The organism is Erwinia sp. INIA01, assembly GCF_025947915.1.
Classification (GTDB): Bacteria; Pseudomonadota; Gammaproteobacteria; order Enterobacterales; family Enterobacteriaceae; genus Erwinia; species Erwinia coffeiphila.
In genome coordinates this window covers 1-13,155 of record NZ_JAPDNC010000010.1, presented here as the reverse complement: position 1 = coordinate 13,155, position 13,155 = coordinate 1, and the positions used below count along the sequence as shown (strand labels likewise).

Sequence of the window (13,155 nt, the reverse complement as noted above, 5' to 3'; positions counted from 1 at the left end):
ATTCAGATATTGCAGGTAGCGTGCCAGTTTTTTTAGCTTGCGATATTCTAAAAAATGATGATACTTATCATGCTGTTACAACGCTAATAACCTTCTTTTCGGCATGGACTATCGGATAATTTCTCTATCTGTGTCGCAAATCGCAACACTAAAAAAACCAGATAGCTACAATGCTGCAACACATTCGCTACAGGCATGGGGTTACCAATGCAGGGAAATACGTCAGCTGCCAGCACATCGAACGTCGCCACTACACCGCTATTGAACGACTCATGGTTTCGCAGCCAGCTCTACGGCCTGGACCGTACCGCTGATGACTTTCCCCGTATTCGCCCCGGTGAACTGGCCGATGTGCTGGCCAGTAATACCGGCCTGCAAAATTTTGCCCAGCATGCGGTGAAGCGGCTGGCGGAAAAGGTTTCCGGCAAGCAGTCGGTAGTGATCCTGTCCGACGCCAGCGGGCTGGTGCTGAACACCTTCGGCGATATGCACGCTCTACAGAAAGCCCAGCGCTTTGCCCTTGCGCCGGGAAACTTATGGAGCGAGTGTGGCCGGGGCACCAACGCAATTGGTACCGCGCTGGCGATAGATGACGGCTGCGAAATTTTTGGCGATCAGCACTACCTCACCAGCAATCAGGACCTCTACTGTGCGGCGATGCCGCTACAGGCGCCGAACGGGCAGATTGCCGGCGTGCTGGATATCTCCGGCCCGGCTCACTATCCTCATCCCGCCACGCTGGCCTGGGTGAAAGAGGCAGCGAAGCAGATTGAATATCTGTGGGTGAAGCAAAGCCTGCATCCCGACCAGTGGCTGATGAGCCTGCACCCGCAGATTCAGGGCATCGATCACGTTGAAGAGCTGCTGCTGGTGTTTTCCGACAATGTGCTGATGGCGGCAAACCGGCTGGCGATGCGCGAGCTGGAACTGAGCGCCGATCTGTTTGGTATTCTCACCTTTGCCGATCTGTTCCCGCAGGCCGAGCAGGCCGCGAACTGCGTGCCTCAGCCGGTACAAACCCGCAGCCAGCAGCGCTACTTCTACCGACTGCGCGCCCCGGCGCGAGTCAACTTCCCCGTAGCCCCTGCCGCCGCGCCGGTGCTGCCGTTCTCGCTTGGTGCCGCCGGGGATAAAATGGTTCGCCTGCTGAACGCCGGGGTATCGCTGTGCATTCATGGTGAAACCGGCAGCGGTAAAGAGTACGTCAGCCGCGCACTGCATCAGCAAAGCCGCTGGCGTGAAGGAAAGTTTGTTGCCATTAACTGCGCGGCCATTCCCGAATCATTGATAGAGTCGGAGCTGTTCGGCTATCAGCCCGGTGCATTTACCGGTGCCAGCAAAAACGGCTACATCGGTAAAATCCGCGAAGCCGACGGCGGCGTGCTGTTCCTTGATGAGATTGGCGATATGCCGCTGGCGATGCAGACGCGACTGCTGCGCGTATTGCAGGAAAAAGAAGTGGCACCGCTGGGATCGAGCCGCAGCTGGCCGGTGAATTTCGCGGTGATCTGCGCTACCCACCGTAACCTGCCGCAGCGGGTGGCAGATGGCGAATTCCGCGAGGACCTGCTCTACCGCCTGCAGGAGTTCTCCCATACCATTCCGCCGCTGCGCGAATGGCCCGCGCTGCCTGAGTTTATTTCACAGCTCTGGCTGGAGCTGGGCGGCGGCGAGCGCGGCATTGTGATGAGCGCAGAGCTGCTGGATACGCTGGCGCAGCAGCCGTGGCCGGGTAACGTTCGGCAGATGCGCAGCCTGATGAAAGTGCTGCTGGCGCTGGCGGATGATAATGAAGTGCTGGACGTGGACAGCCTGCCGGAAGAGTACCGGTTACTACGCAGCGAGCCGTTGCCTGCTTTGCAGGAACATGATGAGAAGCTGATTGCCGCTACCCTGGAGCGTTTCAGCGGTAATATCAGCAAGGCCGCCCAGGCGCTTGGCGTGGCGCGGAGTACGCTGTATCGCCGTGCGGCAAGGCGTGAGACCGGCGATAACTGCTAACCCATTTTGTAGAATGGCCCGCTTTCTGAACCGTTGAGCCCGCGAATTACCGCGTAGCCATTATTTCAGTCGGGCATCGAACTGGAAGTCAATCTTCACCGCCCTGCTGACGATTGACAAAAACTGTGGATGTCGCGGATTCAGCAGAAAGTTAAACTCCACCGGCGACAGCGCGCTCGGCACTCTCAGCGCCACCGCATCCCCGCTCTCTACCCAGCGATCGCCAATCTCCGCCAGTTCCGGCGGGGCTTCCGCTGCCGCCCAGCTGGCGGGAAGAATCTGGTTATCGATCATCTGAATCAAATCATCATCGACATCAATGGACAGCAGGGTAAAACTGTCCAGCAGATTCGCCGCATGCAGATGCACCAGCGTTTCCAGCATGGTCAGTGAGGCCGCCTCGGCGGCGTACACCATTGCCGTGCCGACGCTGTTCCAGCGCCCGCCCGCTTCCTTTGCTCCCTGCCCGCTCCAGGCTCCGGCCGCGAAGCGGGTTTTGGTCAGGCGATAGAGGATCAAGACCAGACCCCGTGCTCCAGACGGGTGATCAGGCGCATCACCTCCCAGGCACCGGATTCAGAGGCCAGCAGGTCGGCGGGTGCTTTCCATCCCAGCGCGCGGCTTGGCTCATTCAGCCACTTCTGCGCGGCGAGCTTATCGCCTTCAAACAGATCGACAGCGCGGTCCAGTACGCGAATAAAACGCACCAGCCGCTCGCTCTGATCCGGACTAAAGCGCTTTTTGATATTGCGGCTGAAGGTCGTGCTGGGGATACCGGTGATGCGGCGCAGTTCGGACTGCGTAATGTGCGCCCAGCTGGCAATGCGGTTAGCCACTTCGCCCTCCAGACCCTTATCAATTTCGCCCACCAGCAGAACGCCGTCGGCTACGTTAAGGCCAACGTGCTGCCACAGCGTTTCAACACGCGGCACGGATACGGCAGGGGTAAACATTTTCATCGCATATCCTCCATATGGTCATTTCAGTATAACCAAATGGGCAAGAAGGACGCAAATTTAACCCGTTCGGTTGAAGGACCGATTCTCAGAGTCAATGGCATGCGCGTTTTATCGTCAAATATCACGCTGTATCAACGAAATATGACCAGATGTGAAAAAAAGTGAAGAAAATTTTTATCTGGATCACAATTTACGTTAAAATAATCACCCAGTTTTTAAACTTTTATTGATGTGTGTTAAAGAAATGTCTAATTCCAGAAGATTTATACCCGTTCTTTCCCTGTCAGCGCTGCTGGTTTGTTCTGCCAGCTATGCTGAAACGCCAGTCAACCAGAAAACCGACGTACTGCTAATCGGCGGCGGCATCATGAGTGCTTCGCTGGGTACCTGGTTACAGGAACTGCAGCCAGACTGGAAACAGCTGATGGTTGAGAAACTGGACGGTGTCGCCCTCGAATCTTCCAACGGATGGAACAACGCCGGTACCGGTCACTCGGCCAATATGGAGCTGAACTACACGCCGGAGCGCGCGGATGGTTCGATTGACGTTACCAAAGCGCTGGAAATCAACGAGCAGTTTATGATTTCCCGTCAGTTCTGGACGGCACAGGTGAAGCGCGGCATCCTTAACGACCCGCACTCCTTCATCAACTCTACGCCACATATGAGCTTTGTCTGGGGCGACGCCAACGTTAACTACCTGACCAAGCGTTATCAGGCGCTGCAGCAGACCACGCTGTTCCAGGGCATGCAGTTCTCCACCGATCAGAACCAGATTAAAAAATGGGCGCCGCTGGTGATTGAAGGCCGTGACCCGCAGCAGAAAGTCGCTGCGACCTGGACTCCGGTCGGCACCGACGTCAACTACGGCGAGATCACCCGCCAGCTGATCGGCAGCCTGAAGAAAGACAAAAACTTCACGCTGGAAACCTCTGCGGAAGCCACCGAGTTCGCGCGTAACGCCGACAACAGCTGGCATGTCACTATCACCGACGTGAAAAGCGGTGAGAAGCACAGCGTCGATGCGAAGTACGTGTTTATCGGTGCCGGCGGCGGCGCGCTGAAGCTGCTACAGAAAACAGGTATCCCGGAAGCGGACAACTATGCAGGCTTCCCGGTAGGCGGTTCCTTCCTGGTGTCTGAGAACCCGGAAATTACTAAGCAGCATCAGGAAAAAGTGTACGGTCAGGCTTCAGTCGGTGCACCACCGATGTCCGTTCCACACCTGGATGCCCGCTTCCTTGACGGTAAGCGTGTCGTGCTGTTTGGGCCGTTCGCGACGTTCTCTACCAAGTTCCTGAAAAACGGCTCGCTGTTCGACCTGCTGAGCACCACCACCACCAGCAACTTTATGCCGATGACTCACGTAGGCATGGACAACTTCGATCTGGTGAAATACCTGGTGGGCCAGGTGATGCTGAGCGACGACGACCGCTTTGCCGCGCTGAAAGAGTACTATCCGAACGCGCGTAAAGAAGACTGGAAGCTGATTCAGGCCGGTCAGCGCGTGCAGATCATCAAGAAAGATGCGGATAAAGGCGGCGTGCTGAAACTGGGTACGGAAATCGTGACCGATCAGCAGAAAACCGTGGCGGCCCTGCTGGGTGCTTCGCCGGGTGCATCTACCGCTGCACCAATCGCGCTGAACGTGGTGAAGAAGCTGTTCCCTGAGCAGTTCAACAGCCCGGAATGGCAGAGCAAGATCCGCGCTATCGTACCAAGCTACGGTCAGGAGCTGAACGGTAACGTTGCGCTGACTCAGCAGGTGTGGAATGACACGGCTGCCACACTGCAGCTGACCACGCCACCGGTTATCCAGATGGGTAACTCAGCCGACGCGGCCCCACAGGCTCAGCCGGAAAAACGCGCGGAAAGCGCTAAACAGGATATGGCGCTGTAATTTAACGCCCCTGCAGCCCCGGCATTCGCCGGGGCTTTTTTTTATCCCGTCGTGACCATCAGCCGTTCCAGCATGCAGCTTAATGTTTCAAGCCTTCCTGCTTCCTGCTTCCTGCTTCCTGCTTTCAGCTATTCCCTTTCTTAGTCAGCGTAAAGCCCGGTTTATCTTTGGTGACCGCATAGGAAATTTTGGTGGCGGCCCAGGATGATGTGGTGATATCCAGCGCGGGGATGGTCACGCGGCCCATACCAAACAGCGTGCGAACGTAGCCGCCCAGCTTATGCTTACCCGGTGCCACACTCAGTGAAGTCACTTCACCGCGTTTAAGCACGCCCGCTTCCTTGCCGTCCACCGTGAGGATAATTGACGAACCGTCGTCGGTCTTGGTTAACGCGTGATATACGTGAATGACAGACTGCGCGGGGGGCTTGTTCACCGGATCAATTTGCATCTGAGCTGCGGTGGTGACCACAGGAACAATCGGTGGGGTGATGCCGGCGGTTTCTGCCGGGGCACTGTCCGCAGGGGCTGCGGGCGTCGAGGCTGTCGATGTAGCGGTTGTTGCGCCCTGAGCCTGCGTGTTCGCGGTGACCGTTGAAGTCGCCGGAGCTGCCGAAGCCTGAGCCGTGCTGCTATCTGCTGAGGCCGACGGAGCTGCCGTTGTAGCCGCAGCGGTAACAGAGGTCGCTGCGGTGCTCTGGGCCGGGGCGTTCGCTGCATCCGCCGCTGCGCTCTGAGTGGAAGCACTCGCCGTATCTGCGGCAGCATTCTGCGCCGCTGCGGTCTCGGTTTGCGTTGACGGAGTCAGAGAACCCGCAGACGCCGGGTAGCCAGCACCGGCATCAGCGCTGCCTGAAGTCGAAGCCGTGGCCGGACTGCTGTTAGCCTGCGTGCCCGTCGAGGCAGTCGAGGCAGTCGAGGCAGTCGAGGCAGTCGAGGCTGTCTGATTTTGCGTCTGCGTTGCAGAGCTATCCACCGCCGCCAAAGTCTGATCCTGAATATGCGTGGTGTTCACATAAACGCTGGACGCCTGAGCAGCGGCGGGCGAACCCTCGTCAATGGCGCTGATAGACGCAGTACCGGAAGACTGCGGCGCGCAGCCGGTCAGAATACCTGCGGCAACGATAACGGTGAGGGTGGAACGGGTAAACATCCGGCAATTTCTCCAGCCAATAATGAACGGTCAATTATAGCGTCCCTCACGTGCCGGAGTAAGCGGAACAGGGTTAAGCCTGTTCTGAAACTGCATCGATCGGATAAAAAAAAACCGCTATCCGCTGAGGGATACCGGCTTTTTTCACATGGTTCTCATGGTGACGGTGAGTTACCGATCGCGCCCGCGATGGTTGGCCCACGGGCTGTCAGCGGGGATATCCTGCGGCTCGTCAAGCGAGGCGATATACAGCGCTTCCACTTCGCTACGCGCCCACGGCGTGCGGCGGAGAAATTTCAGGCTGGACTTGATGCTGGGCTCGTTTTTGAAACAGTTGATGTTGATACGTGATGCCAGTTCGTCCCAGCCGAAGCGCTCTACCAGACGGGTCAGCAGGGCTTCCAGGGTCACGCCGTGAAGCGGGTCTTTTGAGTGATTCGCAGTCATGTTTTGTCCGGGTCGGTAACGATGCGCACACCATACTGACGGCGCATCCGTTATGCAAGCTACAGCGGCTGGCTGGTCCGAACGCTGAAGGCCCCTGCCGTTTCGGATTCAGCTTCCTGCATCACCGTCACAATGCGCCGCAAGCCTGCCTCGGCAGGGTGCTGCGGCAAATGCCTGAGCATAATGCGCAGCGGCAGCGAAACCTCGCCGGTCAGCACATCCCACAGCGCATCAAGGTTATTACCAAAATCATGCAGGCCGAATTTCTCCGCAAACTGCCGGTAGAAATCCTGCTCATCACGCACATCATGGAGATCAAAGCTGACCAGCTGCATCTCAGTTCACCTGTTCAAAGTGGCGATAGTGATCGCGGGTGACGTAAATCAGGCCATCGCTGGACCAGAGCATCCGGTCGGCGCCACGACGACCGCACTGATAGTTCACGTCCGCTTCAAACCATTTCCGCCCTGCTTTATCCGGCAGCCCACCTTCGCGGTTACTGAAACGATCGCCGCCGATAGCCCTGCCCGGCAAAACCTGGCACAGGTTACCGCGGGACGGGTCCCAGCCCTGGCGGCGCGCTTCATTCTTACGGATATAGTAGTCCGGCAGGCGCCGATGCTGCTGGAGGTAGTTCGCCACGCGAGTTTGCTGAGTCAGTGCGCTGATATCATTGCTTTGCGGCGCACTGGCCGTGCGCGTATCCTGCGCCGACTGCCCGTAACGTTGCTGATTCTGCTCTGTAACCGACCTTTCTGATGCTGAACTCGAAGAGTGTTGCTGTTGTTGTTGTTGCTGAGACTGCTGCTGGCGCGGGCTGTGTTCGGCCGAAGGCCTGAGCCCGGCGTAGCTGGCGATAAGAGCGAGGATTCCGGCGATAATCAGTTTTTTATTCATATTCCGTTCGGTAACTGGCGTTCTCTTGCTGAGAATCAGGAGGTTCGTCAAAGGATTATAAAGTAAAAAAGGGACCACTGAGGCCCCTTATCTGATTAAGTCCGCGCAGTTCGTTATTTATTCTCGTACTGCTTCATGTTGGCCTGCGTAACCAGTTCGAACGGGATCCAGTGATAGGAATCCAGTTTCTCACCTTTGATCATCCGCTGCGCCACATCAACCGAAGCTTTACCCTGGCCCACGGCATCCTGGAAGACGGTGACCTGCATTTTACCGCTGGCCAGCGCTTTCAGGCCGTCCGGCGTCGCATCAATCCCGCCCACCAGCACTTTGCTGTCCTTTTTACCGGCCTGCTGCAACGCCATAATCGCACCAATCGCCATCTCATCGTTGTTCGCGGCGACGATATCAATCTCTTCCCCGTTGGTCAGCCAGTTCAGCATCAGGTCCATCCCCTCATTGCGGGAATAGTTCGCGGTTTGCTTCTGCACGACCTTCATTTTCGGGTACTTGGCCACCACCTCTTCCACATCTTTAGTACGCTGCAGCGCACCGGCATCAGTCAGGTTACCGATCATCACGGCGACTTTACCTTCGTAATTTGCCTGGCGCGCCAGCTCCTCCATTTGCAACGTGCCGGACTGCTTCTCATCAGAACCGACAAACACCACGCCCGGCGGCAGTTTCGGATCGCCCGGCGTGCGGTTGACGTAAACCAGCGGAATTTTTGCCGCAGTAACCAGTTTGGTCATCGCAGGGGTTCCGGCCGAGTTTACCGGGTCAACAATAATGGCATCGACCCCGGCGCTGATAAAGCTCTGCACCTGGTCCGTCTGCCGACCGACATCACCGCGTGCATCTTCGAACTGCACCTTGATACCACGCTCTTTCGCTTCTTTATCGATGGCATGACGGATAATAGTCAGGAAGTTCTGGTCAAAATAGGCCATTGAAACGCCGATGGTTTCTGCCAGTGCAGACGTGGAACAGCTCAGTGCGGCAACCAGCAAAATTTTCTTCAGATGCTTCATTATTCTTCTCCAGAGGCAGATCGGGGTAATGTCTTCGGATGCAAAATGAAATGCATAAACCGTAGAGAGAGAATAATGAAATAAATGATTTTATCGCAATCGCTATCTAACAAAATCTTAACATCCGTCACGCTTTACGATCGGATATCACCTTTTAACGCTAGACTTAGCGGTATGGGATCGCGCTTTTTCAAATAACCAACAGGGAGATACCGTGAAAATTACGCTGCTGCTTTCACTGGCTTTACCACTTATCCTTACCGCCTGCTCGGAGAAGCGCTCTGAGCAACCGCGCGAAGAAACCCCGGCCTGCCGTAACTACCGGATGATGATGACCGCACCGATTCCACCGGACGTGCACAACCGTCTGAAGCTTGCCTGCGAAGCCAGCATGGCTGAATGAAGCCCAATGGGTTTCTGGTGAAAATGAAATTCATTATCATTTATAAAAAATAAGGCGCGGGGAAACCTGAGTGAGAATTTACTGGACGATAAAAAGCATCCCTGAGCTGAGCGGTTTGCCACGTGAAGTACGCAAGAAAAACTACAACGAGGCGTTGCGCAGGCTGAAAACACATCGTGCATTCTGGGCGGGTGGCCTGGTTTATATCGCCGTGTTGTTAAGCGTCTCTTATCTGCTGGAGATGCTCTATACCGGCGATAAAAGTGGGCCATGGGGCTTCTTACGTCTGATTATTGCAACCATTCCGGCATCGTTAATCTGGACTCAGATAAACATTCACCTTCTAAGAAAATATTATAAATCCCTGCTTTCAAGACAGGCTGAGTAAAAATTGACACGAGTCATCCAGACTGAGACCTTGCCCGCTCTGGTACATCGGCGGGCCATAATTTAAGATTCAACGCACACCGGCCTAAATTGATCATTTATCCAGCGGATCCCTTTCATCATCGTCGCTATTATCTGGGGTGCGCGGTATTTCTCCGTGTTCTCGCGGATCGTCCTTCGCCGGATGATCCCTCTCCTTTCTGCGCTGCTGGTCGGAATTGCGTTCAGACTTCGACATTGCTTTCTCCTTTTACTGGCTGAAACTTAAGTTTAGACGATGATCACGCCCTCCACTTTTCCCCTTTATGCCAACCGCGACAGGCATAGTTCGCTCGTCGCCGAAGCATGGCTATCTGATAGCGATAAAGTGAAGCCCAGTCTCCACAATCAAAGGGCAGAAAAATGATTGCCGTACTTTTTGAAGCAGATGTGACTCCGGCACAGCAGGCGCGTTACCTGCAGCTGGCCGCAGAGTTAAAACCGCTGCTGGCGGATATCGAGGGTTTTATATCCATTGAACGGTTCCAGAGCCTGACCACTGAGGGAAAGATACTCTCCCTTTCATGGTGGCAAAATGAGGTAGCCGTCCTGCAATGGAAACGTAATGTGATTCATAAAGCCGCCCAGGAAGAAGGCCGAAAATCGATTTTTGCTTTTTATCGCATCAGAATTATGCAGCTGGCGCGGGAATATTCATCAGAAAACAGGGAGAAGGCTCATGCATGATATCCATATTATTTTACGCAACGCGCCCGGTGAACTGGCGGCGATGGGCACTTTACTGGGGCAAAACGGCGTAGGGCTGGAAGGCGGCGGCGTATTTACCGCTGGCGAACAGGCACACGCCCATTTTTTGGTTGAGGACGGTAACCGAGCCAGAGACGTACTGGAAAAGGCCGGCTTTCAGATTGCCGCCGTGCGCACGCCGCTGATTCGTAAACTTAAGCAGGAGCGCCCGGGAGAACTGGGTGAAATCGCCGCCGCACTGGCTAATAACGGGATCAATATTGTTGTGCAGTACAGCGATCATGCAAACCAGCTGATTCTGCTGACGGACAATGATAAGGTTGCCGCTGCGCTAACCCAAAAATGGGCGGTCAATCCGGAGTGATATGCTAAAACCCGTCGAGTCAGAGGAAAACAACCATGCGCTTGAACACGCCATGGCGAATGTTGCAGCGGCGATGGCCGATCCTTCCCGGGTAAAAATCCTCTGTGCCCTGATGGATGGCCGGGCGTGGACAGCGACGGAGCTGGCTGCGGTTGCCGACATTGCGGCATCTACCACCAGCGCCCATCTTTCCCGGCTGGTCAGCGGCAGTTTGATTACCGGCCTGTCACAGGGCCGGCATCGTTATTTCCGGCTTGCCGGGCAGGATATTGCCGAACTGTTGGAAAGGATGATGGGCATTTCCTGGCGCTCTCCCTCCGCTGCCAGGATCAGCACGCCGGTGCCGCTGCGTCTTGCCCGTACCTGCTACGATCATCTGGCCGGTGAGGTCGCGGTCGATATCTTTGACGCTATGGTCAATCTTGAGTGGCTTACCGATGACGGCACGGTCCTGACGGATAAAGGGCACCAACAGTTTGCCCAAATGGGTATCGAACTGAACGGCAAAAACCGGCGAAAACACTGTTGCGGTTGCCTGGACTGGAGCGAAAGGCGCTTTCATCTTGGTGGTGAAGCCGGTGCCGCATTTTTCAGCCACTGTGAACGCCAGCAGTGGATCGCCCGGACAACGGGATTTAGGGAAATCACCATCACGTCGGTCGGCAGGCTGGCCTTTAAAAAGTGGTTTGGCGTTGAACAACGCTGAGTAGCACTCTTAATGTTGAAAAGTTGCAGGTCGATGGTTGTTCGAGTGCATCTTACGATGGCGACGATATTGCGCCCCTGCCCGGCAGTTATCCTGGCGGCACAGGGACGAAACCATTTGGCAGCGTCATCTATCAACCCGGGGATTCCTGTATCCCCAACAGTTCATCGATATTTGCCAGATCTTCATGATGCAGCAGGATAATCGAATGCGACAACGCTAACTGGCGGGCAGAAAGCGTGTAAGTGTTATTACTCACCACCAGCCCAACATCCGCACCATAAAATCCTTTACCGGCAATAATTTCCTGAACGGCTTTATTACCCACGGGTGACGCGTATTTTTTACACTGCAACGCCAGCTGGATGCCGTACTTCACCGCCAGTACATCCACTCCCTGATCGCCAGAACCTTGTGTAACTCGAGTATCCCATCCCTGCTGCCACAACAAATCGGCACAGTGATGTTCATACTCGATCGGTGACATTTCTTCAGAGTAAACGCTCTCTTCATCATGAGAGGCCATGTATTCCTCGACAATATCATCCAGTAGACGGCGCTGTTCACGAGGATAAAGCCCGTTATAAAATGGCGTGGAGTACGCAACATAATCCAGTTTATTAATGTAATACTCTTTTTCTTTTGCCCATCGATCGTAAATGACGTTGCCATAATCATCATAGGTCACCAACATTCTTTTTTTACGCGCCAGAACAGGAAGGTGTTGAGCGGTCAGAGAACGAAACTGTTCTTCATCCAAATCGCGTGATTCCTGAATATGTTTATCATGCTGCTCCTGCCATTCTTCTGGATAAATTGTATTTTTTAAATACCCATATCCCGCAGTCGCAGCCAGAGCAATAAGTGCGATTATTTCGAAAGAAAAATGAAATAAAACCAACAGCGCGAGAATAGCTAAGCCGGCAAAAATAATGGGTCGCATCTTTTTCTTAACATACGATTCCCGATCTATCAGAGTCATCATGCACCCTACGCTAAATTCTGGAACGGCGATTGTATTGGATAATTCTTAATTATGGAATATGACAACCACTTATGAACAAAATCATCGCGTTCTGAGCCGAGGAAAGCCCTTACCCTGCCCAGCATTTTATGCTGCACTAAAAATTATAACCTCGGGAATCGCGGAGACCAGCGCAACAAAAAACAGTGTGATTGTGCTGGTAATCGTATAGATTTCAATCAAATGGAAGAGTATTGTAAAAAATGGCTAAAGCGTCGTTCTGAACCAACAGGAGGCAACCAGCTGTAATGTCAAAGTTTATCGCTAACAATAAAACGCCTCACAGCACCTTTATCCATTGCAAGAATTATCTTATGTTTAGCTCTGACGTTAACCCATACACTTGCAGTCTTGTATTTCATGCTAACGCAAGAGGTATTAGATGAAAGACTGGCTGCTTCTTATATTTGCTATTGTATTATTAATCGTCACTATTTACAGTTTTGTTTCTTATTATCGCCAGAGAAGAGCAATTAAGCTTCAGTTTAAGAGAAAATAATTATTTTACATTGATGTTTTAACACCATCGGGTATTCAATTATTTCTATCAAAACCCGAGTTAAGGTTGTGCAACGCCAGTTTGCACCCTTCTCGGGCTTACTTAAATCTCGCCACCGCAGCCCGACTCGCCCCCCCCAACTTGTAGCTTGTGACATCATTCACATTTTTTTAAAGAATCACGTACCCTCTTCCTTACCAGTATCAAAGAGGCAAAAAAAGACAAAAATCAGGGGAAAAAAACTTCGCTACCGAGAGTGTACATGGCAGGATAAATCCTCCTAACACGAAGGCGGCAACCATGATTAAAAAAATTGTTTCAGCGATAGTGATTTGCTTCGGTATCGGGCTTTGGTACTTTGGCGTTGACCTGCACAGTTTCTTCAACGAGGCATTTTCCCCACCAAAGTAAAGCGTTGACGGTCAGGTCTTCTACCCAAAAACCATTATTTTTATGATTACCTGACCCGTTTTGACTATAACTTTATTTTGTAAAACCCCTTAAAATCATAAAGATAAGAAAGTTATTAGAAACAAACACAATAAATAACTCACAACACTCTGTAAGTAGACCGGATTTAGTTCCAGGCACTTTTTGAGATTTCCGTATTTTCCGCCATCAACCGGTACTCGTCCGG

At 53.5% G+C, this 13,155-nt stretch carries 17 protein-coding genes; 8 read left to right on the top strand and 9 right to left on the bottom strand.

Annotated features, from left to right (window positions below):
* The first annotated feature begins 207 nt into the window (after positions 1-207).
* Positions 208-2,001 (top strand): sigma-54-dependent Fis family transcriptional regulator, encoded by a 1,794-nt coding sequence (locus OMR58_RS17610; protein ID WP_264546529.1) that lies wholly within the window; start codon positions 208-210, stop codon positions 1,999-2,001.
* 60 nt (positions 2,002-2,061) lie between these two features.
* Here the strand turns inward: OMR58_RS17610 and OMR58_RS17605 are convergent, their stop codons facing one another.
* Both OMR58_RS17605 and parS read right to left on the bottom strand, forming a co-directional pair.
* The gene (locus OMR58_RS17605; RefSeq protein ID WP_105593764.1) at positions 2,062-2,520 is read right to left on the bottom strand and encodes an RES family NAD+ phosphorylase; all 459 of its coding nucleotides are present in this window, start codon (positions 2,518-2,520) and stop codon (positions 2,062-2,064) included.
* The gene (parS, locus tag OMR58_RS17600) at positions 2,517-2,960 is read right to left on the bottom strand and encodes a type II RES/Xre toxin-antitoxin system antitoxin (protein WP_200546482.1); all 444 of its coding nucleotides are present in this window, start codon (positions 2,958-2,960) and stop codon (positions 2,517-2,519) included. The genes OMR58_RS17605 and parS overlap by 4 nt, the downstream gene beginning before the upstream one ends.
* Positions 2,961-3,204: 244 nt before the next feature.
* On the opposite strand from parS, the gene mqo reads away from it, so the two are divergent.
* The gene (mqo, locus tag OMR58_RS17595; protein WP_264546528.1) at positions 3,205-4,860 is read left to right on the top strand and encodes a malate dehydrogenase (quinone); all 1,656 of its coding nucleotides are present in this window, start codon (positions 3,205-3,207) and stop codon (positions 4,858-4,860) included.
* A 124-nt stretch (positions 4,861-4,984) separates the two neighbouring features.
* On the opposite strand, the gene OMR58_RS17590 is transcribed toward mqo, so the two are convergent.
* The 5 genes from OMR58_RS17590 to OMR58_RS17570 form a co-directional block, all read right to left on the bottom strand.
* A complete protein-coding gene (locus OMR58_RS17590) occupies positions 4,985-6,013 on the bottom strand; it encodes a hypothetical protein (protein ID WP_264546527.1) in 1,029 nt (342 codons plus the stop codon).
* Between the two features lie 171 nt (positions 6,014-6,184).
* Entirely contained in the window at positions 6,185-6,460 is a 276-nt protein-coding gene (locus tag OMR58_RS17585) for a VF530 family protein (protein ID WP_200546485.1), read from the bottom strand.
* Between the two features lie 59 nt (positions 6,461-6,519).
* Positions 6,520-6,795: a barstar family protein gene (locus tag OMR58_RS17580; protein WP_105593760.1), complete on the bottom strand. Its 276-nt coding sequence runs from the start codon at positions 6,793-6,795 to the stop codon at positions 6,520-6,522.
* Between the two features lies 1 nt (position 6,796).
* Entirely contained in the window at positions 6,797-7,357 is a 561-nt protein-coding gene (locus OMR58_RS17575; RefSeq protein WP_264546526.1) for a ribonuclease domain-containing protein, read from the bottom strand.
* 113 nt (positions 7,358-7,470) lie between these two features.
* On the bottom strand, positions 7,471-8,388 hold the full coding sequence (locus OMR58_RS17570; RefSeq protein WP_105593759.1) for a sugar ABC transporter substrate-binding protein: 918 nt from the start codon (positions 8,386-8,388) through the stop codon (positions 7,471-7,473).
* A 214-nt stretch (positions 8,389-8,602) separates the two neighbouring features.
* Here OMR58_RS17570 and OMR58_RS17565 point away from each other — a divergent pair, with 214 nt between their 5' ends.
* Together OMR58_RS17565 and OMR58_RS17560 are read left to right on the top strand one after the other, a co-directional pair.
* Positions 8,603-8,791, top strand: coding sequence for a hypothetical protein (locus OMR58_RS17565; protein ID WP_264546525.1), 189 nt, complete (start codon positions 8,603-8,605; stop codon positions 8,789-8,791).
* Between the two features lie 70 nt (positions 8,792-8,861).
* Complete coding sequence (locus OMR58_RS17560) at positions 8,862-9,179, top strand: hypothetical protein (protein WP_200558899.1); 318 nt, start codon at positions 8,862-8,864, stop codon at positions 9,177-9,179.
* A gap of 93 nt (positions 9,180-9,272) precedes the next feature.
* On the opposite strand, the gene OMR58_RS17555 is transcribed toward OMR58_RS17560, so the two are convergent.
* The gene (locus OMR58_RS17555; RefSeq protein WP_200558900.1) at positions 9,273-9,416 is read right to left on the bottom strand and encodes a hypothetical protein; all 144 of its coding nucleotides are present in this window, start codon (positions 9,414-9,416) and stop codon (positions 9,273-9,275) included.
* A 164-nt stretch (positions 9,417-9,580) separates the two neighbouring features.
* Here OMR58_RS17555 and OMR58_RS17550 point away from each other — a divergent pair, with 164 nt between their 5' ends.
* From OMR58_RS17550 to OMR58_RS17540, 3 genes are read left to right on the top strand one after another with little or no spacing between them, the layout of a single operon-like run.
* Positions 9,581-9,904 (top strand): antibiotic biosynthesis monooxygenase family protein, encoded by a 324-nt coding sequence (locus tag OMR58_RS17550; RefSeq protein ID WP_264546524.1) that lies wholly within the window; start codon positions 9,581-9,583, stop codon positions 9,902-9,904.
* The gene (locus tag OMR58_RS17545) at positions 9,897-10,289 is read left to right on the top strand and encodes an amino acid-binding protein (protein ID WP_264546523.1); all 393 of its coding nucleotides are present in this window, start codon (positions 9,897-9,899) and stop codon (positions 10,287-10,289) included. Before OMR58_RS17550 ends, OMR58_RS17545 begins: the two co-directional genes overlap by 8 nt.
* Before the next feature lies 1 nt (position 10,290).
* Positions 10,291-10,995: an ArsR/SmtB family transcription factor gene (locus OMR58_RS17540; RefSeq protein WP_264546522.1), complete on the top strand. Its 705-nt coding sequence runs from the start codon at positions 10,291-10,293 to the stop codon at positions 10,993-10,995.
* Between the two features lie 133 nt (positions 10,996-11,128).
* On the opposite strand, the gene OMR58_RS17535 is transcribed toward OMR58_RS17540, so the two are convergent.
* Positions 11,129-11,980 (bottom strand): restriction endonuclease, encoded by an 852-nt coding sequence (locus tag OMR58_RS17535; RefSeq protein ID WP_264546521.1) that lies wholly within the window; start codon positions 11,978-11,980, stop codon positions 11,129-11,131.
* A 421-nt stretch (positions 11,981-12,401) separates the two neighbouring features.
* On the opposite strand from OMR58_RS17535, the gene OMR58_RS17530 reads away from it, so the two are divergent.
* On the top strand, positions 12,402-12,518 hold the full coding sequence (locus tag OMR58_RS17530; RefSeq protein WP_146114155.1) for a small membrane protein: 117 nt from the start codon (positions 12,402-12,404) through the stop codon (positions 12,516-12,518).
* Positions 12,519-13,155: the final 637 nt, after the last annotated feature.